Origin of the sequence: Serratia sp. HRI (assembly GCF_010119335.3) — a bacterium.
GTDB lineage: Bacteria > Pseudomonadota > Gammaproteobacteria > Enterobacterales > Enterobacteriaceae > Serratia > Serratia nevei.
Genome location: NZ_CP083690.1, coordinates 626,830 through 646,004, shown reverse-complemented (window position 1 = coordinate 646,004; position 19,175 = coordinate 626,830). Strand labels below are relative to the sequence as shown.

The 19,175-nt window shown below is 59.6% G+C and carries 19 protein-coding genes; 9 read left to right on the top strand and 10 right to left on the bottom strand.

From position 1 onward, the window contains the following. Positions 1-215 precede the first annotated feature (215 nt). From GF111_RS03210 to mdoC, 3 genes are all read right to left on the bottom strand, one after another. Positions 216-1,937, bottom strand: coding sequence for a potassium/proton antiporter (locus tag GF111_RS03210; RefSeq protein WP_038875414.1), 1,722 nt, complete (start codon positions 1,935-1,937; stop codon positions 216-218). A 283-nt stretch (positions 1,938-2,220) separates the two neighbouring features. Then, the gene (locus GF111_RS03205) at positions 2,221-2,445 is read right to left on the bottom strand and encodes a hypothetical protein (RefSeq protein ID WP_038875417.1); all 225 of its coding nucleotides are present in this window, start codon (positions 2,443-2,445) and stop codon (positions 2,221-2,223) included. 304 nt (positions 2,446-2,749) lie between these two features. Next, positions 2,750-3,880, bottom strand: a complete 1,131-nt coding sequence (mdoC, locus tag GF111_RS03200) for a glucans biosynthesis protein MdoC (protein WP_047727839.1) — start codon at positions 3,878-3,880, stop codon at positions 2,750-2,752. Between the two features lie 259 nt (positions 3,881-4,139). Here mdoC and GF111_RS03195 point away from each other — a divergent pair, with 259 nt between their 5' ends. The 3 genes from GF111_RS03195 to GF111_RS03185 all read left to right on the top strand — a co-directional run bounded on the left by GF111_RS03195 (position 4,140) and on the right by GF111_RS03185 (position 8,669). Further along, positions 4,140-5,708 carry a glucan biosynthesis protein G gene (locus GF111_RS03195; protein ID WP_170310507.1) on the top strand — a complete coding sequence of 523 codons (1,569 nt, stop codon included), beginning with the start codon at positions 4,140-4,142 and terminating at the stop codon, positions 5,706-5,708. Beyond that, positions 5,701-8,259 (top strand): glucans biosynthesis glucosyltransferase MdoH, encoded by a 2,559-nt coding sequence (mdoH, locus tag GF111_RS03190; protein WP_038875422.1) that lies wholly within the window; start codon positions 5,701-5,703, stop codon positions 8,257-8,259. The genes GF111_RS03195 and mdoH overlap by 8 nt, the downstream gene beginning before the upstream one ends. 212 nt (positions 8,260-8,471) lie before the next feature. Continuing rightward, positions 8,472-8,669 carry a YceK/YidQ family lipoprotein gene (locus GF111_RS03185; RefSeq protein ID WP_046688460.1) on the top strand — a complete coding sequence of 66 codons (198 nt, stop codon included), beginning with the start codon at positions 8,472-8,474 and terminating at the stop codon, positions 8,667-8,669. Positions 8,670-8,675: 6 nt separating this feature from the next. Here the strand turns inward: GF111_RS03185 and GF111_RS03180 are convergent, their stop codons facing one another. Both GF111_RS03180 and GF111_RS03175 read right to left on the bottom strand, forming a co-directional pair. After that, positions 8,676-9,221, bottom strand: coding sequence for a GNAT family N-acetyltransferase (locus tag GF111_RS03180; RefSeq protein WP_038875428.1), 546 nt, complete (start codon positions 9,219-9,221; stop codon positions 8,676-8,678). 33 nt (positions 9,222-9,254) lie between these two features. Continuing rightward, complete coding sequence (locus GF111_RS03175) at positions 9,255-9,632, bottom strand: MysB family protein (protein WP_038875431.1); 378 nt, start codon at positions 9,630-9,632, stop codon at positions 9,255-9,257. 209 nt (positions 9,633-9,841) lie between these two features. Between GF111_RS03175 and leuA the strand changes: the two genes are divergently transcribed. Continuing rightward, on the top strand, positions 9,842-11,524 hold the full coding sequence (gene leuA / locus GF111_RS03170) for a 2-isopropylmalate synthase (protein ID WP_038875434.1): 1,683 nt from the start codon (positions 9,842-9,844) through the stop codon (positions 11,522-11,524). On the opposite strand, the gene GF111_RS03165 is transcribed toward leuA, so the two are convergent. After that, on the bottom strand, positions 11,481-12,275 hold the full coding sequence (locus GF111_RS03165; RefSeq protein ID WP_038875437.1) for a helix-turn-helix transcriptional regulator: 795 nt from the start codon (positions 12,273-12,275) through the stop codon (positions 11,481-11,483). The two genes, leuA and GF111_RS03165, sit on opposite strands and share 44 nt — an antisense overlap. A gap of 137 nt (positions 12,276-12,412) precedes the next feature. On the opposite strand from GF111_RS03165, the gene GF111_RS03160 reads away from it, so the two are divergent. From GF111_RS03160 to GF111_RS03145, 4 genes are read left to right on the top strand one after another with little or no spacing between them, the layout of a single operon-like run. After that, the gene (locus tag GF111_RS03160) at positions 12,413-12,730 is read left to right on the top strand and encodes a helix-turn-helix transcriptional regulator (RefSeq protein ID WP_038875439.1); all 318 of its coding nucleotides are present in this window, start codon (positions 12,413-12,415) and stop codon (positions 12,728-12,730) included. Further along, positions 12,720-13,154, top strand: a complete 435-nt coding sequence (locus GF111_RS03155) for a YeeE/YedE family protein (RefSeq protein WP_038875441.1) — start codon at positions 12,720-12,722, stop codon at positions 13,152-13,154. The genes GF111_RS03160 and GF111_RS03155 overlap by 11 nt, the downstream gene beginning before the upstream one ends. 2 nt (positions 13,155-13,156) lie before the next feature. Further along, positions 13,157-13,585, top strand: a complete 429-nt coding sequence (locus GF111_RS03150) for a YeeE/YedE family protein (RefSeq protein ID WP_038875443.1) — start codon at positions 13,157-13,159, stop codon at positions 13,583-13,585. After that, entirely contained in the window at positions 13,576-13,974 is a 399-nt protein-coding gene (locus tag GF111_RS03145) for a VOC family protein (protein WP_060435429.1), read from the top strand. Before GF111_RS03150 ends, GF111_RS03145 begins: the two co-directional genes overlap by 10 nt. A gap of 50 nt (positions 13,975-14,024) precedes the next feature. On the opposite strand, the gene GF111_RS03140 is transcribed toward GF111_RS03145, so the two are convergent. The 4 genes from GF111_RS03140 to GF111_RS03125 all read right to left on the bottom strand — a co-directional run bounded on the left by GF111_RS03140 (position 14,025) and on the right by GF111_RS03125 (position 18,795). After that, on the bottom strand, positions 14,025-15,578 hold the full coding sequence (locus GF111_RS03140) for a peptide MFS transporter (RefSeq protein WP_147191534.1): 1,554 nt from the start codon (positions 15,576-15,578) through the stop codon (positions 14,025-14,027). Between the two features lie 473 nt (positions 15,579-16,051). Further along, positions 16,052-17,290: a multidrug efflux MFS transporter MdtG gene (gene mdtG / locus GF111_RS03135; RefSeq protein ID WP_038875451.1), complete on the bottom strand. Its 1,239-nt coding sequence runs from the start codon at positions 17,288-17,290 to the stop codon at positions 16,052-16,054. 199 nt (positions 17,291-17,489) lie between these two features. After that, on the bottom strand, positions 17,490-17,774 hold the full coding sequence (locus GF111_RS03130) for a YciI family protein (protein ID WP_047727826.1): 285 nt from the start codon (positions 17,772-17,774) through the stop codon (positions 17,490-17,492). Between the two features lie 100 nt (positions 17,775-17,874). Then, positions 17,875-18,795 (bottom strand): Kdo(2)-lipid IV(A) acyltransferase, encoded by a 921-nt coding sequence (locus GF111_RS03125; RefSeq protein ID WP_038875457.1) that lies wholly within the window; start codon positions 18,793-18,795, stop codon positions 17,875-17,877. Between the two features lie 50 nt (positions 18,796-18,845). Here GF111_RS03125 and GF111_RS03120 point away from each other — a divergent pair, with 50 nt between their 5' ends. Continuing rightward, a complete protein-coding gene (locus GF111_RS03120; protein WP_162420071.1) occupies positions 18,846-19,019 on the top strand; it encodes a hypothetical protein in 174 nt (57 codons plus the stop codon). Positions 19,020-19,175 lie beyond the last annotated feature (156 nt).

Below are 19,175 nucleotides of genomic sequence, written 5' to 3'. Positions count from 1 at the left end.
GAGCGCCGCTACGCCCAGCGCCATGATTGTCATCACCGAAAGAAATCGAGTCTTGCCGTTCACATCCCTAATCCCTGTTGGCGCCGCTGTTAAATTGTTTTTATATCAACCGGATATAATTCAGCGGCGCCGTACTTCATGCATCATGATAGTGATTAAGAACGTTCTTAAGGCCAGAAGTTCCCTCGTCTGGTAACGCAGCCGGTGCGGCAGCGTCAGTCGGTTACGATCCGCACGCCTATTTTGCTGACTTGATTGCCGTCCATTTCGGCGATGGTCCAGGTCAGGCCGTCCCATTCCACCTGGTCGCCGATCACCGGTTCGCCGCCAATCAGCTGAATGACGAACTGGCCAAGCGTCTGCTGCTCGTCCACGTCGTCTTGCAGATTGAGGCCATAAAGCTGCGAGATGTCGCTTAAACGGGCGTCGGATTGCAGGATAAAGTCGCCGAAGAAGCGCTCGTCGAGCGTCACGGCCGGCGCCTGGCTGAACAGCTTGCCGAGGATCGGCAGGTCGTGCTCATGGCCGATGACGCACAGAATATCGTTCTCCCGCAGTCGGGTACTGCCGCTAGGGTGCAGCAGCTCTTTGCCGCGGAACAGGGCGGCGATGCGGGTGTTGGGCGGCATTCTCAGCTCACGCAGCGCCGCGCCGACGCACCAGTTTTCTGCCGAAAGCTGATACACGAACTGCTCCCACTGGTTCTCCGGGTGCACATCCAACCCAACGCGGGAGATCGGCGTCAGCGCCGGCGGCACGATCACCTTGGCTTTTTTGGCGGCAAACGACAGCGTGGTGCCTTGCAGTAGTAGGGAGACCAGCACCACAAAGAACGCCACGTTGAAGAACAGCTGGGCGTTGGGCAGGCCGGCCATCATCGGGAACACCGCCAGGATCACCGGCACTGCGCCGCGCAGGCCGACCCAGGAAATAAAGCCGCGTTCCCGCAGGGTAAAGCTGCGGAACGGCAGCAGGCCGATAAACACCGACAGCGGGCGGGCAAACAGGATCATCCACAGCGACAGCAGCAGGGCAGGGATGGCGATCGGCAGCAGTTCGTGCGGGTTGAGCAGCAGGCCGAGCACCAGGAACATGCCGATCTGGCTGAGCCAGGCCAGGCCGTCGAAGGTTTGTACGATGCCGTGACGGTTGCGGATCGGTCGATTTCCCAGCAGCAGGCCGCACAGGTACACCGCCAGAATGCCGCTGCCGTCCAGCGCGGTGGTCAGCGCGAAAATAAGAATGCCGCCGCTCACCGCCAGCAGCGGATAAAGGCCGTCCGCCAGTTTGATGTGGTTGATCAGCGTCAGCAGCAGCCAGCCGCCGCCCAGACCGAAGACGATGCCCATGCCGAACTGCTGCATCAGATGCAGCGGGAAGGTCCAGCTCAGCGCGGTTTCCCCGGCGGCGATCATCGCAATCAGCGTGATGGTGAGAAATACCGCCATCGGATCGTTGCTGCCGGACTCGATCTCCAGCGTGGCGCTGACACGTTCATTCAAGCCTTTGCCGCCCAGCAACGAGAAGACCGCGGCGGCATCGGTGGAACCGATAATGGCGCCGATCAGCAAGCCCTGCAGCAGATCGAGATTGAACAGCCAGGCGGCGGCCATGCCGGTCAGGCCGGCGGTGATCACCACGCCGACGGTGGCGAGAGACAGCGCCGGCCACAGGGCGACGCGGAAAGAGCTGACCCGGGTGCGCATGCCGCCGTCGAGCAGGATCACCGCCAACGCGAGGTTGCTGACCAGGTAAGCGACCGGATAATTGCTGAAGACGATGCCGCCGGGGCCGTCGACGCCGGCCAACATGCCGATCGCCAGGAAGATCACCAGGATCGGAATACCGAGCCGGGAAGAAAATGAGCTGAGCAGAATGCTTGCCCCCACCAGCACGGCACCGATGACGAACAAACTGTTAATGGTGCTGGCATCCAAAATATCGTTCTCCTGAGGCTGGGGGATAGGGGGCACTGCGCGTGTGTCGATGATAGCGTGTTTAGTGGGTAAAACGCCAAGGCTGATTGCGAAAACAACCGATCAATTATTGCCCTTTGGTGTGATTAACCGAAGAAAGTGAGGAGAAGAGAGAGAATCCTGCCTTTTATCCAACATTATCAGGCTGCTGTATTTCGGCTTTGGCAACAATGGCCGATCGTGGCTGAGGGAAAAACCATTAAGCCCGCGCAGGCAGGCTCAATGGTTTGCAGGCGCGGTAGGGTTAGTGGTCGAGCGATTCCAGCGCCCGTTTGATCAGCTCGCTGGCCAACTTGCTTTCCGTTTCGGAAATGCCGTCGAGATTGAAGTTGGAGAGTTCAGTGACCAAAACGCTGCGTTCTTTGCCGCTGATTGAGGCGTCCAACGCGGACAGCAGCCTACCGAGGATCTTCAGCAGGGTGGCGTTTTCCACTTCGGCTTCCTGAGCCGGGGTCTTCTTATCAGTCATTCAAAATCCTCTCTGTCGTGACGGAAGGGAGATGCAGCTAACGCCATCGAATGAAGTAAACGATCGCGCAGCCCTTCGGGGGTGTTGAGCCCAATCACTACCGTAAGGCAGGGATCCGGATTTCTACTTATGCATCGCAGTTATAACGATTAGGGTATCTATTCAGCCGTATCACTTTGCCCTAACGGACGGCGCCAGGCTGAGCAATGTGTGCTTTGCATGCAAATCACCAGTATAGGCTTTTTGCACGACGGCAAGATGACAGGAAACCCCTGCAAACGATCGGGTTTACAGGGGCGCAAGGTTATTGCGGCTTGCCGGAGAACAAGAAGCGCAGCACCGGAATACGCTTGTGCAGTTCATATAAAGCGAAGGCCAGCGAGAACACAAACAGCAGGCCCAGCAAGAATCCCAACAGGTTGTTGCCGATATAAGGCGTCACGAAAGCGCCATATATCAGGGTCAACGGGTGGTGCACCAGATATATAAACAGTGAGGCGTTGACCAGATAGGTGATGCGCGGCGAGTGATAATTCAGCAGGTTATGCCCGAAAGAGAACACCACGTTGGTCATCAGGATCCCCATTAGGGTTTTGATCACCACTTCCAGCTCGAACATATAGCTGCTGTGTGCCAACAGCTTTTGATTCAGCATATATGCGATAAACAGCAGCAGCGAGCCGAGCAGCGCCAGCGGCGAGCGACGCAGAAAAATCTCCTTAAGCCACACGTACTTAAACGCATAAGCGCCGAGGATGAAGAACGGCAGGTAGAACATCGTCTCCATCACCACGAAATTGAACAGGCCGTTGGATAATAGCTGCGGCGCGACAATTAAAATAATACGGTGTGCGGCCGAATAGCATACCGCATAAATAAAGAAACACAGTGAGATGTTTCCTAATCCACGCAGTCTGTTTATTAACGCCGGAATATGCTCACGAGTTTGACGCTTGATTTTACGGAACAGATAAAAGCAGGCACAGGTTAACAACGACAGCGTCAATAAGAACCACAGATGAGAAACCAATTCCCAAACTGTTACATTTAATTTCTGATAGAGAGAAAATTCATCCCAGCCGTTTAATTTATCGGTGAAATATTTCAGCATGAAAAACTGCGGCACCGTAATTAGCGGGATGGCGCTCAACAGCGGGATCGCCACCCGCTCCAGCCTGACCTTCAGCCACTGGTGGCGCTCGTAGCGCTCGTAAAGCATGTAGGAGAAGTAGCCGGATATCACGAAGAACACCTGCATGCGGAAAGCGTGGATGAAGTCGTTCAGCACCGTGAGCGAGAAGGAGGGAGACGCGCTGTTCACCGCCCAGGCATGGCTGGAATAAATCAGGGAGAGGTGAAACGGAATCCCGAGCAACATCAAATAGGCTCGGATCGAATCGAGGAAAAACTCGCGCTGTTTGCTGCCTTTAGTCATAGATTACCGCTGGTGATTTAATCGGGTGCTCATTAACACGCTTAATAAGTCGTCAAACGTTAAATTGTTATCCGAAACCCTACTATAGCCCCCCGCATTTTTCCATAGCGTCTTGTTGCGCGGCTTGCTACGCTGGTGTTCCATCAGCTGCTTAAACAATGAGCCGTAAACATGAACCATCCATTTATCATGTTGTCGGAAAGCTGAGTAATCCATTAATATGGATTTAAATGATTTGAGCACACGAATAGGGGGGGATGTGCTAGTTAATATATTATCCGGACAACCACGCGCCGCGAGCGTTCGTTGGTTAGGTGCTACCGTATTGTTCACGCTGTTCAGTTCGCCGGCATGGGCCTTTTCTATTGATGATGTGGCCAAGCAGGCGCAGGATCTGGCCGCCAAAGGTTTCGAAGCCCCGAAGAGCAACCTTCCTTCTCAGTTCCGCGAGATGAAGTTCGCAGACTATCAGCAGATTCAGTTCAATCACGATAAAGCCTATTGGAGCAAGCTGAAAACCCCTTTCAAGCTTGAGTTTTATCATCAGGGGATGTACTTCGACACGCCGGTGAAAATCAATGAAGTCACCTCCACCAGCGTAAAACAGATCAAGTACAGCCCGGATTACTTCAACTTCGGTTCGGTCAAACACGACCCTGAATCGGTGAAAAACCTCGGCTTTGCCGGCTTCAAGGTGATCTACCCGATCAACAGCGCCGACAAAAACGATGAGATCATGAGCCTGCTGGGCGCGAGCTATTTCCGCGTGGTGGGTAAAGGGCAGGTTTACGGGCTTTCCGCTCGCGGCCTGGCTATCGATACCGCTTTGCCGTCCGGCGAAGAGTTCCCGCGTTTCCGCGAATTCTGGGTTGAGCGTCCGAAGCAGGGCGACAAACACCTGGTGATCTACGCGCTGTTGGATTCCCCGCGCGCCACCGGCGCTTACCGTTTCACGGTGATCCCGGGCCGCGACACCACCGTGGACGTCGAGTCTAAAGTGTTCCTGCGCGACAAGGTGGGTAAACTGGGCCTGGCACCGCTGACCAGCATGTACCTGTTCGGGCCGAACCAGCCGTCGCCGACGCTGAACTATCGCCCGGCGTTGCACGACTCCAACGGTCTGTCTATCCATGCCGGCAACGGCGAGTGGATCTGGCGCCCGCTGAACAATCCTAAACACCTGTCCGTCAGCACCTATACCGTCGAGAACCCGAAAGGCTTCGGTCTGCTGCAGCGCGGCCGCAACTTCAAGGATTACGAAGATCTGGACGATCGTTACGATCTGCGCCCAAGCGCCTGGATCGAACCGAAGGGCGACTGGGGTAAAGGCAAGGTCGAGCTGGTGGAGATCCCGACGGCGGATGAAACCAACGACAATATCGTGGCGTTCTGGACGCCGGATACGCTGCCGGAAGCCAAAAAGCCGCTGACGCTGAGCTACCGTCTGAACTTCACCCGCGACGAAGACAAACTGCATTCGCAAGACATCGCCTATGTGGCGCGGACCATGCGTTCGACCGGTGACGTGAAGCAGTCCAACCTGATTCGCGAGCCTGACGGCAGCGTGGCCTTCCTGGTCGACTTCGTCGGCCCGGTGCTGAAAGGGCTGGACGCCAACACCCCGGTCGCTTCTCAGATCAGCATCGGCGACAACGGTGAAATGGTAGAAAACAACGTCCGCTATAACCCAGTGACCAAAGGCTGGCGCTTGACGGTACGTCTGAAAGTGAAAGACGACAAGAAGCCGGTAGAAATGCGCGCGGCGCTGGTCAATGGCGATAAGACTCTGTCGGAAACCTGGAGCTATCAGCTACCTGCCAATGAATAAGCCTACTCAACCCGCCCAGGATTATCTTGCGGCGCTGCCTCTGACCGCTGAGCGGTCGGAGGCGCTCAACCCTCACACGGCGGATGACGCTCAGGCACTGGAGGCGCTCCATCGGCAGATGGGCGCCGCCGACGCCAACGTCAACAGCCTGTCGGCGGATGACGTGGCGTTGGCCTCGGTCAAACCGCGCATCGAAAGCGCCTGGCCGGATGCGGTCAGCGATGACGATTTCGACACCGACGCCGAAGGGCGCGCCATTCTGAAGGCGACGCCGCCGATCAAACGAACCACCATGTTCCCGGAAGCCTGGCGTACCAACCCGGTGGCGCGCTTCTGGGATTCTCTGCTGGGGCGTTCGCCGCACAATCGGCACGCCACCAAAGAGGAGGCCGAGGCCGAGAACCGCTGGCGCGTTGTCGGTTCCATGCGCCGCTATGTGCTGCTGGTGCTGATGCTGGTGCAGACCGGCATCGCCACCTGGTACATGAAAACCATCTTGCCTTATCAGGGCTGGGCGCTGATCGATCCTATCGCCATGCTGGATCAGGATCTGATGCAGTCGGTGCTGCAGCTGCTGCCGTATGTGCTGCAAACCGGCATTCTGATCCTGTTCGCCGTACTGTTCTGCTGGGTCTCGGCCGGTTTCTGGACCGCGCTGATGGGCTTCCTGCAGCTGCTGATCGGTAAAGACAAATACAGCATTTCCTCCACCATCAAGGGCGATGAGCCGATCAACCCGGCGCACCGCACCGCGCTGATCATGCCGATCTGTAACGAAGACGTCGAACGCGTGTTCGCCGGCCTGCGTGCGACCTATGAGTCCGTCGCTGCGACCGGTCAGCTGGAACACTTCGATATCTACGTACTGAGCGACAGCTACGATCCGGACATCTGCGTGGCGGAGCAAAAGGCGTGGATGGAGCTGTGCCGCGATGTCGACGGCCACGGCCGCATCTTCTATCGCCGCCGCCGCCGTCGCGTAAAACGCAAGAGCGGCAACATCGACGACTTCTGTCGTCGTTGGGGCGGTGAGTACAGCTACATGGTGATCCTGGACGCCGACAGCGTGATGAGCGGCGAATGCCTCACCGGGCTGGTGCGTTTGATGGAAGCCAACCCGAACGCCGGCATCATCCAGTCCGCGCCGAAGGCGTCCGGTATGGATACCCTGTATGCGCGCGTGCAGCAGTTCGCTACCCGCGTTTACGGGCCGCTGTTTACCGCCGGCCTGCATTTCTGGCAGCTGGGCGAGTCGCACTACTGGGGCCATAACGCCATCATCCGCGTGAAGCCGTTTATCGAGCACTGTGCGCTGGCGCCGCTGCCGGGCGAGGGTTCCTTCGCCGGTTCAATCTTGTCGCACGACTTCGTTGAAGCGGCGCTGATGCGCCGCGCCGGCTGGGGCGTGTGGATCGCTTACGATCTGCCGGGCAGTTATGAAGAGCTGCCGCCAAACCTGCTGGACGAGCTGAAACGCGACCGTCGCTGGTGCCACGGCAACCTGATGAACTTCCGCCTGTTCCTGGTGAAAGGCATGCACCCGGTGCACCGCGCGGTGTTCCTGACCGGCGTCATGTCCTACCTGTCGGCGCCGCTGTGGTTCATGTTCCTGGCGCTCTCCACCGCGTTGCAGGTGGTGCACACCCTGATGGAACCGCAATACTTCCTGCAGCCGCGGCAGCTGTTCCCGGTCTGGCCGCAGTGGCGGCCCGAGCTGGCGATAGCGCTGTTCTCCACCACGCTGGTACTATTGTTCCTGCCGAAGCTGCTCAGCATCGTGCTGATCTGGGCCAAGGGCGCGAAAGAGTACGGCGGGGCGTTCCGTCTGTTCATTTCGATGCTGATGGAAATGCTGTTCTCGGTGCTGCTGGCGCCGGTGCGCATGTTGTTCCACACCGTGTTCGTGGTGAGCGCCTTCCTCGGTTGGGAAGTGGTGTGGAATTCGCCGCAGCGTGACGATGACGATACGCCTTGGGGCGAAGCGTTCCGCCGCCATGGCTCGCAGATGTTGCTGGGCCTGGTATGGGCCGGCGGCATGGCGTGGCTGGATCTGCGCTTCCTGTGGTGGCTGTCGCCGATCGTGTTCTCGCTGATCCTGTCGCCGTTCGTGTCGGTACTGTCGAGCCGCGCGACGCTGGGCATGAAGAGCAAACGCGCCAAGCTGTTCCTGATCCCGGAAGAGTACAACCCGCCGCGCGAGCTGCTGGCGACGGAAGAGTACCTGCATCTCAACCGCAACCGCGCGCTGACCAACGGCTTTATGCATGCGGTGGTCAACCCGTCCTTCAACGCGCTGGCGACGGCGTTGGCGACGGCGCGTCACCATCTGCGTGCTACCCTCGATCGCAACCGCGAGGAGCGGGTGAACGAAGCGCTGCAGCTGGGGCCGGAGAAGCTGGTGAAGGGCAAACGTCTGGAGCTGCTGAGCGATCCGGTCACGCTGGCTCGTCTGCACCAGCGCGTCTGGCTGTTGCCGGAAGGCGCTGCCTGGCGTGAGCACTATCAGCAGTTGCCGCACAACCCGCTGGCACACCCAACGGGCCGACGTTAATCGCTGAACGGTAACGCTCAGACGGGGAATGCGCATGGCGCGTTCCCCGTTTTTTTTTACCTTTTGCTTACGCGCGCCGGTACCGGAAGAGAAAGGGAACTGTGATAGACTGCGGCCGATGCGTTGTTCACTCGCGAAACAACCCTTTGCTCAGAGTCAATGTCGTGAAGCTCTCTTCCTACCTTCGGCTGGCCTGCGTGGCGGCCGGCGTGATGGTCTTAACCGGTTGCGGCAGCATCATCAGCCGCACCGTGCCCGGTGCGGGGCATGGCCACCAGTACTATCCCGGCGTGCAGTGGGATTTGCGCGATACGCCCTGGCGTTACGTCACGGTGATAGATGTGCCGCTGTCGATGGTGGTGGACACCTTTATGCTGCCGTTCGATGCGCAGCATGGCCCCTATGAATAAACCTGCTCAGCGGGTGGCGAACACCACCAGCTGATAGCCTTTCTGCCCACAATGGAAAGGTGCCAGCGCCGTCATGCCCAACCCTTGCACGTGAGCGGCCAACGAATGCGGATTGTCGTCGTCGATAAACAGCGCGCCCACGTCGTAGTCATGACTGGTGTGCGCTTTGACGGCGGCGTAGAGGCGTTTCAGCACGCCTTTGCCGCGCCAGGCGGCGTCGAGGCAAACCGGGCCGTAGAGAAACACCCGCTGCTCACTCAGCGCCCGCCCGGCGAACGACTGCGTGGCGAGCGTCGCCAGCATCGCATCCACCACCGGCGGCCGCGGTTGCACGTCGGCGGGCATCAGGCAAACGAACCCTGCCAGTTGGTTCTCCTGCTCGGCCACTAGTATGCCGATGCCGCGGTTGATCGCCGTCAGCTGCGCCTCATTCATGCGCGATACGATAAATCCCTGCCGTTTTCGGCGCTCGTCGAGCGCTTCCGGCACGTTTTCCCCCTGCAGCTGTAAAATGGCGGGGTAGTCGGTAGGGCGGGCCCGGCGGATAATCATGCTGCCTCCTTGGCGATAAAAACGTGGTGCGGGTTAACGTTCATCCCATTCATCGGCCGCGGCCTGGCCTTCTTCGGTATCCAGCGGCGGCTCGAGCTGGAAGTCGCCTTCTTCCCATTCGTACAGGGTATTTTCGTCTATCCACTCGGCGGTGATCTCCACCTCGTCGTAGTCACCGTCGAATATCGCCTGCGCCGCCGCACCGCTGCGCAGCGGCAGGCATTCCACCGCTTCGCCTTCATCTTCGAAGAATTCGGCCTGCCACATCGTGTCGCCATCCTGCATCACGTACTTTTGCAGATTGAACTGCTGCGGCACCGGCGGTTCGTCATCGCCGCCGCCTTCGGCGGTGTCGATAAACTCTTCACGTGCGGCCTCGATGGCTTCTTCCAGGGTTGCATACAGGCTCATGTTCGCCTCCGTTGACAATCAGAGTAGAGCGCCCGGCGCACTGCCGTCGCGTGGGTGAAAACGTCAAAACTAATTGTTGTCTCACTGGCGCAGGATGCAAATTTTTTTGTTGTCCGCTTTGCGACGACGGTTGTCCGCAAAGCGGGAGAAGAAGAGGCGATGGCGGGAAATAATGACGCTATCGTTCACTCAGGTGCCAGGAGAAGCCCATGTTAATCGACCCTTCAAGCAAATACCGACCGTTCCCGCCGGTGACGTTACCGGACCGCCAGTGGCCTGCGCGTACCCTGCGGCAGGCGCCGCGCTGGTGCTCCAGCGATCTGCGCGACGGCAACCAGGCGCTGGCGGAGCCGATGGATAACGCGCGCAAGCGCGAATTCTATCACTTGTTGTTGCAGTGCGGTTTCAAAGAGATTGAGGTGGCTTTCCCTTCGGCGTCGCAAACGGATTTCGATTTTGTGCGCACGCTGATCGCCGAGCAACTGATCCCGCACGACGTCACGATTCAGGTGCTGACGCAGTCGCGAGACGATCTGATCGATCGCACCTTCGAGGCGCTGCTGGGGGCGCCACGGGCTATCGTGCATCTGTACAACGCCACGGCGCCGATGTTTCGCGACATCGTGTTCCGTCAGGATAAGGCCGCAACCGTGGCGCTGGCGGTGAACGGCGCGCGGCGCATTCGCCGGCATTGCGAGGCTCAGCCCGATACCGCCTGGTGCTTCGAGTATTCGCCGGAAACCTTCTGCTTTACCGAATTAGAGTTCGCGCTGGAGATCTGCGAGGCGGTGGCGGAGGTGTGGCAACCGGGGCCGCAGCGGCCGATGATCATCAACCTGCCGGCGACGGTGGAGGTGAGTACGCCCAACGTGTATGCCGATCAGATTGAGTGGTTCTGCCGTCACTTCAGCCGTCGCGCCGATGTGGCGATCAGCGTACATCCGCATAACGATCGCGGTACCGGCGTGGCCTGCGCGGAGCTGGCGCTGCTGGCCGGTGCCGATCGGGTCGAAGGCTGCCTGTTCGGCAACGGAGAGCGTACCGGCAACGTCGATCTGGTTACGCTGGCGTTGAATCTCTATACCCAGGGCGTGGCGCCGGGCCTGGACTTCAGCCGCCTGAAACAGGTGGTGGAAGTAGTGGAACAGTGCAATCAGCTGCCGGTGCATCCTCGCCATCCTTATGCCGGTGAGCTGGTGTTTACCGCCTTCTCCGGTTCGCATCAGGATGCGATCAAAAAAGGTTTCGCCGCGCAACGGCAGCGACAAGATGGCTGGTGGCAAGTGCCTTACCTGTCGCTCGATCCCGCCGATGTCGGCTGCAGCTATGAGGCGGTGATACGGGTCAACAGCCAGTCCGGTAAAAGCGGGGCTGCCTGGCTACTGGAACAAAATCATGGGCTGGCGTTGCCGCGCGGTCTGCAGATTGATTTCGGCCAGGTGGTGCAGCGTGCGACCGACGGCAGCGGGAAGGAAATGAGCGGCGCACAGCTGTGGCGCTTATTCCGCGACACCTATGGGTTGGTGGAGCAGCCGTGCTTGCAGCTGTTGAGCTACCAGACGGAAAGTCATGGGGTTGAGGCCTACAGTTTCAACGCGCGAGTTGCCTGCGAAGGAGAGCCACTGCGCCTGCAGGGTGCCGGCAACGGTCTGCTTTCCAGCGCGGTGGATGCGCTGCGCCGGCGCTTCGGCTTGCCGCTGGCGATCGAAGATTACCACGAGCATACGCTGGGGCATCAGAGCGACAGCCGAGCGGTGGCCTACATCCGCTGTACGCTGCCGCAAGGTGAGGCGACCTACGGCGTTGGCATCGACGTTGACTCCGCCAGCGCTTCGCTGCAGGCGCTGTTCAACGTTGCCGGGCGCTATCTGTCGTCGGCGCGGTCCGGCTGAAATAGTCGCTGGGCGCAACCCCCAATAACCGGCGGAACATGGCGCTGAACGCGCTGGGGCTGTCATAGCCAAGATCCAGCGCCACTTCTAACACTGAGCGGCCGGTCGCCAGCGCGTTCAACGCCGCCAGCAAACGGGCGCGCCGCACCCAATCACTAAAATGCAGCCCGGTTTCTCGCTGGAAGCGCCGCGACAGGGTGCGTCCGCTGACGCTGAGATGAGCGGACGCCTGTTCCAGCGTCCAGGGCTGTGCCAACGTGGCCTGAATATGGCGGCATAAGGCAAGCAGTGAGGCCTCACGCGGTTCGGGCAGGTGCAACGGCAGGATCGGCAGCATTCTCAACTCATCCAGGATCAGTTCCATCACGCGCTCATCGCGCCCGCCGCTCGGATAGCCGGGCGCAATCTCCATCGCACAGATAATCAACTCGCGCAGCAGCGGTGAAACCTGCACCACCTGGCATTGGGCCGGCAGATCGGCGCGCGCCAACGGATCGACGAACAGCGTCCTGGCTGCCACCTGGCCGGTGATGCGCAGGCTGTGCACCATTTTCGCCGGTACCCAGACGCCGCGGCCGGGTGGCACCACCCAACTGCCGAGCCGGGTCGTGACCTGCACTACGCCGCTCAGGCTGTGAATCAGCTGCGCGCAGTTATGGTAGTGATCCGGCTCGCTGTCGCCGTGGCGATAATCCCTGGCCAACGGCCGGACGGGCTGATCGACCGGCAGAACGTCATGAAACAGCAGCATCGTTAGCGGCCTCCGCGCGGCAAAAAGGGGGATGACAGCATGCCATGCGGCGCGGTTCCACACCAGCCTGTGGCACGCGGCAGATAAATAGTTTATAAAATGATATTATATAATTTTATAAATTAATTGGAGGGGTGATGGATATCGACGCGATGCGCAAGGCGGCGGCGCAGGCCGGTGCGATGCTGCGTACCTTGGGCAATGAAGATCGGCTGCTGCTGCTGTGCCGGCTCAGCCAGGGCGAGATGGCGGTGAGCGAGCTGGCGCAGGCGCTGGCTATCCGCCAGCCGACGTTGTCCCAACAGCTCGGCGTGCTGCGCGAGGAGGGGCTGGTCTCCACCCGGCGAGCCGGCAAACAGATTTACTATGCGGTAGCCGATGCCAAAGCGCTGGTGCTGCTAACGACCCTGTATCAACTGTATTGCCCACAGCCGGAGAACCGAGATGACCATTGACTGGCAACACTTCACGCCCTATTCCGCGCTGGCGGGTGGGGCCATTATCGGTGGTGCGGTAGCGCTGCTGCTGCTGTTCAACGGCCGCATCGCCGGCATCAGCGGCATTACCGGCGGCTTATTGAGCACGGGCGGCCGGGAGCGGGGCTGGCGCGCCGCATTTCTTGGCGGGTTGCTGATTTCTCCCTGGCTGTATGCTGCTGCGGCGGCTTTGCCTCCTGGTGAGGTCGCGGCCGGCAGCGGCTGGCTGGCGATCGCGGGGCTGTTGGTGGGGGTGGGTACCCGATTGGGCAGCGGCTGCACCAGCGGGCACGGCGTGTGCGGCGTCGCGCGGCTGGCGCCGCGATCGTTGGCCGCCACAGCGGTGTTTATGCTGCTGGGCTTTACGACCGTGTGGCTGATGCGCCATCTGCTGGGAGGGTGAAGATGCTTAAGTCTCTGTTGGCGCTGCTGAGCGGCGTGATTTTCGGTCTGGGGTTAATTATCGCCGGCATGGCCAATCCGGCCAAAGTACTGGCGTTTCTCGATATTACCGGCCAGTGGGATCCTTCGCTGGCGTTGGTGATGGTTGGGGCGATTGCGGTAGCGGCGCCGGCCTTTATGTGGGCGCGCCGACGCGAGCGGAGCCTGTTGGGGGAACCGCTGCAGATCCCGGCCGCTAGGCGTGCGGATCGCCGTTTGCTGGTGGGCAGTGCGTTGTTCGGCATCGGTTGGGGCATTGCGGGCATCTGCCCTGGCCCGGCCTGGGTGTTGGCGGGGGCGGAGATACAACGGGTATGGCCGTTCCTGCTGGCGATGCTGGCGGGTATGGCGCTGTATGAGATTATCATGAGGTGGAGGCGTTCATGTCGATAGCCAAGGCGGTGCTGCGCATTGCGCGCCCGACCGATAGGTTGCAAGAGATTGCCACGCTGTATTGCTGCGGGTTGGGGTTTGAAAGGCTGGGCGAGTTTGTCGATCATCAGGGCTTTGACGGCATTATGATCGGGCATCCGCAGCATGCCTACCATCTGGAGTTCACGCAGCATCGTGGGGTGCGGGTCGGGCAGGCGCCGACGCAGGATCATCTGCTGGTGTTTTACCTGCCGGATGAGAACGAATGGCGAGCCGGGTGTGAGCGGATGCGGGCGGCGGGATTCTTGGCGGTCGTCGCCTATAACCCCTATTGGGATAGGGCGGGGCAAACCTTTGAAGATCCTGACGGCTACCGGGTGGTCCTGCAACATCAGGCCTGGCAAGCATAAAAAAACCGGCGCCTCGAGCGCCGGTTTGCGAGATAAAAATGGGTTATCCGTCAGGCGGTGGTCGCCGGTTTTTGCGCGCTCTTGGACTGGGTATTTTCCAGCATGCGGCGAATCGGCACGATCAGCACAATCAGCACGGCGGCGCAGATCAGCAGCGCGACGGAGCAGCGCGCGAACAGATCCGGCAGCATATCCAGCTGGTCGGCCTTGACGTGGCCGCCGATCAGGCCGGCGGCCAGGTTGCCCAGCGCGCTGGCGCAGAACCACAGCCCCATCATTTGCCCGCGCATTCTCTCCGGCGCCAGCAGCGTCATGGTGGCCAGCCCGATCGGGCTCAGGCACAGCTCACCCAGCGTCAGCATCAGGATACTGCCCACCAGCCACATCGGCGATACGCCGGCGCCGCCGTTGCTCAGCACATTCTGCGCGGCCAGCATCATCAGGCCGAAACCACCGGCGGCGCACAGGATACCGATCACGAACTTGGTGATGCTGCTCGGGCGCACGTTATTGCGCGCCAGCGCAGGCCAGGCCCAGCTGAACACCGGTGCCAGCAGGATGATGAACAGGGCGTTGATCGACTGGAACCACACCGCCGGGATCTCGAAGTCGCCGACCATGCGATTGGTGTAATCGTTGGCGAACAGGTTGAACGAGGTCGGCTTCTGTTCAAACGCCGACCAGAAGAACGCGGCGGAGATCAGCAGGATGAAGCACACCAGCAGGCGTGCACGCTCTTTGCGGCTCAGGCCGGCAAAGGCGAACAGGTAGATGAAATACAGGGTGACCGACGCGGCGATGACGTACACCAGCACGCTGGCTACCTCAACCGGGTTGATGACGATGGTGCCCTGAGCGATCAGCACGATGACCGCAGCCAGGACTACCGCCAATGCCAGCAGCCAGGAGCCGACGCCTTTTTTCTTCGCGACCGGGCTGTTCCAGGTGGAATCCAGGCCCACTTCGCGGTCATAGCGTTTCATCGCCGGTACGGCGAACACCCGGAAAATCACCAGCGCCACCAGCATCCCGATACCGCCGATGCCGAAGCCCCAGTGCCAGCCGTGTGACTTGATCAGCCAGCCGGAGATCAACGGGGCGATGAACGAACCGATGTTGATGCCCATGTAGAACAGCGAGAAACCGCCGTCGCGGCGCGCATCGCCTTTCTTGTACAGCGTGCCGACCATCACCGAGATACAGGTCTTGAACAGGCCTGAACCGAGCACGATGAACATCAGGCCGATGAAGAACAGGTTGGTGCCCATCACCGCGGACAGGGCGATCGACAGGTGGCCGAGGGCGATCAGGATAGAACCGTACCAGACGGCCTTGCGTTGGCCGAGCCAGTTGTCCGCCAGCCAGCCGCCCGGCAGTGCCGCCAGGTACATGCTGCCGGCGAAAATGCCGACGATCGCCGACGCGTTCTCACGCGCCAGACCCAGGCCGCCGTCGTACACGGTGGCGGCCATAAACAGGATCAGCAGCGGACGGATGCCGTAGAACGAAAAGCGTTCCCACATTTCGGTGAAGAACAGAGAACCCAGCGGATAGGGATGGCCGAAGAAGGTCCGGCTTTCTGACTTATTGACAGAGGATTGCATAACGATTTCCCAATAAAAAGGCGCTGCATGGCTGCAGCCCGTACTGTGGTTGTATGTGTATTTAATGAAGGCGATCCGCCCAATGCGGATTACCCGACAAAACCGCGGCTGCAACGCTGATAAACCGTGGAAAGCGTGCTGACCTTTTTTCACTTGGCCGATGGTTCACATCTGGCGTGATATTATTTAACCATTTGATAACTGGTCGTTGGTTTTGTCTAGTACCTGTATCCCATTTTTTAGACGAAAAGTCGACAAGCATCTCCTTTTCTGGTTTTTCTGTTGGTTGCGGCGGGAATATGATTGACAGCGGGTTTTATGCGCTGAAAGTTAATTAATTGTTGATAAACAAGATGTTGAGGTAAGAATGTTCCGAGTTGGCCGAAAATTCGCAGGCCCGAAGGAAGCATTATTAAAAGTAGGGGAAACGCGGCGTTGATCCGGCCAATGGCGGAAATTGGCGATAAATGCAGCTATTGTTCTTCCTGCAACGTGTCTTCCCGCATGTAGCCCGGCCGCCGCCGCAGACACCACCAGGAGTAACCGGCGTTGAACAGCACCACCAAAGCGGTGACGCCGAAGACCGCGCGAAAACCGTAGCCGGCGGAGACCGCGGCACCAAGCAATGGGCCGCTGACGTTGCCGACGTCGCGGAACGATTGGTTATAGCTGAAAATGCGGCCGGCCACCTGATTGGTGCAGTTGTAAATCAGCAGCGTCTGTACCGCCGGCAGCAGCGCGCCGTCGGCCGCCCCCAGCAGAAAGCGCAGCACCCCGAGCTGCCACGGCGTTTGCACGAAGGCCATCGGGATCAGCAACAGCACCGAGACGATCAGCATACATATCAGAATGCGCTCCGGGCCGATGCGATCGCCCAGCTTGCCCAGCCGTGGGGCGCTCATCAACGCCGCGACGCCGGGCACCGAGGCGATCAGCCCGCTGATAAACGCCAGGTTATGGGTGGCGCCGGCCAGATCGCGCACATACAGCGTCAGGATCGGCGCAATCGAGCCGGTAGCAATCTGGATAATCATGGTAGTCACGAACAGGCTGAGCACCAGCTTCGGGTTTTTCAGCGAGGCAAACACCTGCCGTGCGTGCAACATGTCGCGTTTCTGTACCGGGGTGAATTGCTCTTTGACATACAGCAGCGTCAGCACGAAGCAGACGAACAGCACCGCGGCGGTGATGTAGAACACCGGGCGCAGACCATAGAGGTCGGCCAACAGGCCGCCGATGAGTGGGCCGATCAGCGCACCGCCGACGCCGCCGGTTGACAGGGTGCCGAGCGCCCAGCCGCTGCGGTTGCGTGGCACCTGGGTGGCGATCAGTGCGTTGGCGTTGGGTATGAACCCGCCGAGCAGGCCCAGCACCGCTCGCAGAGCGAGAAATTGCCAGACCGTTTGCGCCATGCCCATCAGTACCATGACGATCGCCATGCCCAATGCGGAGCGCAGCAGCATCAGTTTACGGCCGCGTCGGTCGGCCAGGGCACCCCAAAATGGCGCGGCGATAGCGGAAAACAGGAAGGTGATGCTGAACAGCAGACCGGACCACATGTTGAGCGCCTGATGGCCGGTTACGCCCAGCGTCTCTACATACAGCGGAAGAAACGGCATCACCAGGCTGAAGGCGGCGCCGGTGAGGAAACACCCTACCCAGGCGACGAAAAGGTTACGTTTCCAGTTAACGGGTTCTGCTACCGAAGCCATAAATGTCCACTGCCGAAAGGTGACGCGCTTTGCCGGCGGCAAGATGAAGGGGCAAAACGTGAAAGTTAGCGTGGTAAGTATGCGCCGCAAGCGCGGCGACGGCAAACGAGGGGACGAAGATTGGGTAAAAAATGAAATAAAGTTTTAAAAATGGCGTTTTAACCTTATTCCGCGCTTAGCGCGCGGAATTTACAGCGTTTTATAGTCCGGCCAGCGCCTCGAAACCGGCGGCGGTGGTGGTGGCGCTAAAGTCGGTGACCTCGTAGTGAGCCACGGCGTTGAAGGGATCTTCGGCCAGGATGGCGTCCAGCCGCGCACGGTCAATGCCCTTGGCCAGGATCACGCCGCCGGTGCGGGGATTTTTGCGGCCGGAGGCGATAAAGGTGCCGTCCTGAAAATAGGTCTTCAACCAGGCGATGTGCCCGTCAAGGTGGCTGTCGACTTCGGCGATCGGGCGATGGTAGGTCAGGCTGACAATGTACATAGCGGCTCCAGGTTGGCGGCAAAGGCTTTACCATCCCACCGTCGCCGTCGATTCTCAAGAGGCGCGCAATAAAAAACCCGCCGGTGGCGGGTTTGCTTTATCAGTAGAGCGAAGGCTCGCCTTCCGGGCGGGTTTTGAAGCGACGATGCAGCCACATATATTGGTCAGGCGCCATCAGGATCTCTTTTTCCACCACTTTATTCATAAAGGCGGCGGCCTCGATTTCATTATCCAGCGGGAAGTTTTCCACCGCCGGTTGCATGATCAGCTCATACCCTTTGCCGTCCGGCAGGCGGCGCGGGGTGAACGGAATGATCGCCGGTTTGCCCATCCGCACCAGCACGTAGCTGCCGGTGGTGGTAGCGGCTTTGTCCACCGCGAACAGCGGCACGAAAACGCTGCTGCGCGGGCCGTAGTCGTGATCCGGCGCATACCAGATGATATCGCCCTGTTTCAGCGCGCGGATCATGCCTTTGACGTCCTTGCGATCCAGCATCGACTTGTTGGAGCGCATGCGCCCCCAGGTTTGCAGCCAGTCCATCAGCTTGTTGTCGTGCGGGCGGTAAACGCCGATGCCCGGGTTATGAATGCCGAAGATGCGCGCGCCCAGCTCCAGCGTCAAAAAGTGCAGGCCAATCAGCAGCACGCCCTGGTGGTTGTCGCGCGCCTTTTGGATGTGTTCCAGGCCGCTGACCTTGAACCAGCGCTCGATGCGCCAGTTAGGCCAAAACCACGCCATGCCGGTTTCAAACAGCCCCATGCCGACCGATTCGAAATTCTTTACCACCAGCGCATCGCGTTCGGCCTGCGGCATGTCGGGAAAACAGAGCTCGAGGTTGCGTTGGGCGATAGCGACGCGGCGCTTGAGAAAGCGCATGGCAAACCGCCCGATCGAGGTGCCGAGCCAGTAGATGACGGGGTAAGGCAGCAACACCAGCAGATAAAGCAAGCCGATGCCGACCCAGGTCAGCCAATAGCGTGGGTGCAATAAGGAGCGATTGAAAGTAGGAACTTGAGTCATGGGTTCTCTGTTTGAATACGGTTGTTTAAGTGTAATGACAGAGTCATAGCATGGTCTGGCAGCCGGGTGAGTTCGGCCGCAAGGTTCGTTTCTGCCGTTTGTTTGCGACTATTGTGGCATTTTTCTCGCGCTCCGGGAAAAAACAACGCATTAAAACCCCCTTTTCGGCGTTAAATATGCATCAGGTGCCGGATTTTTCCACAATATTTCCCGCTAAAGGCTAACGGCAATATCATGGCCGGGCATTATTCAGGCGCAACCGTGTAGGCATTATGGCGGGGCTGCGCGGCGGCGGTTTTTCGGGTATCATGTGCGCCGCGCGCGGGCCGGCAGGCTGCGCGCGATAATCAGTCACCTCCCGAAAGACAGGAAAGTACACC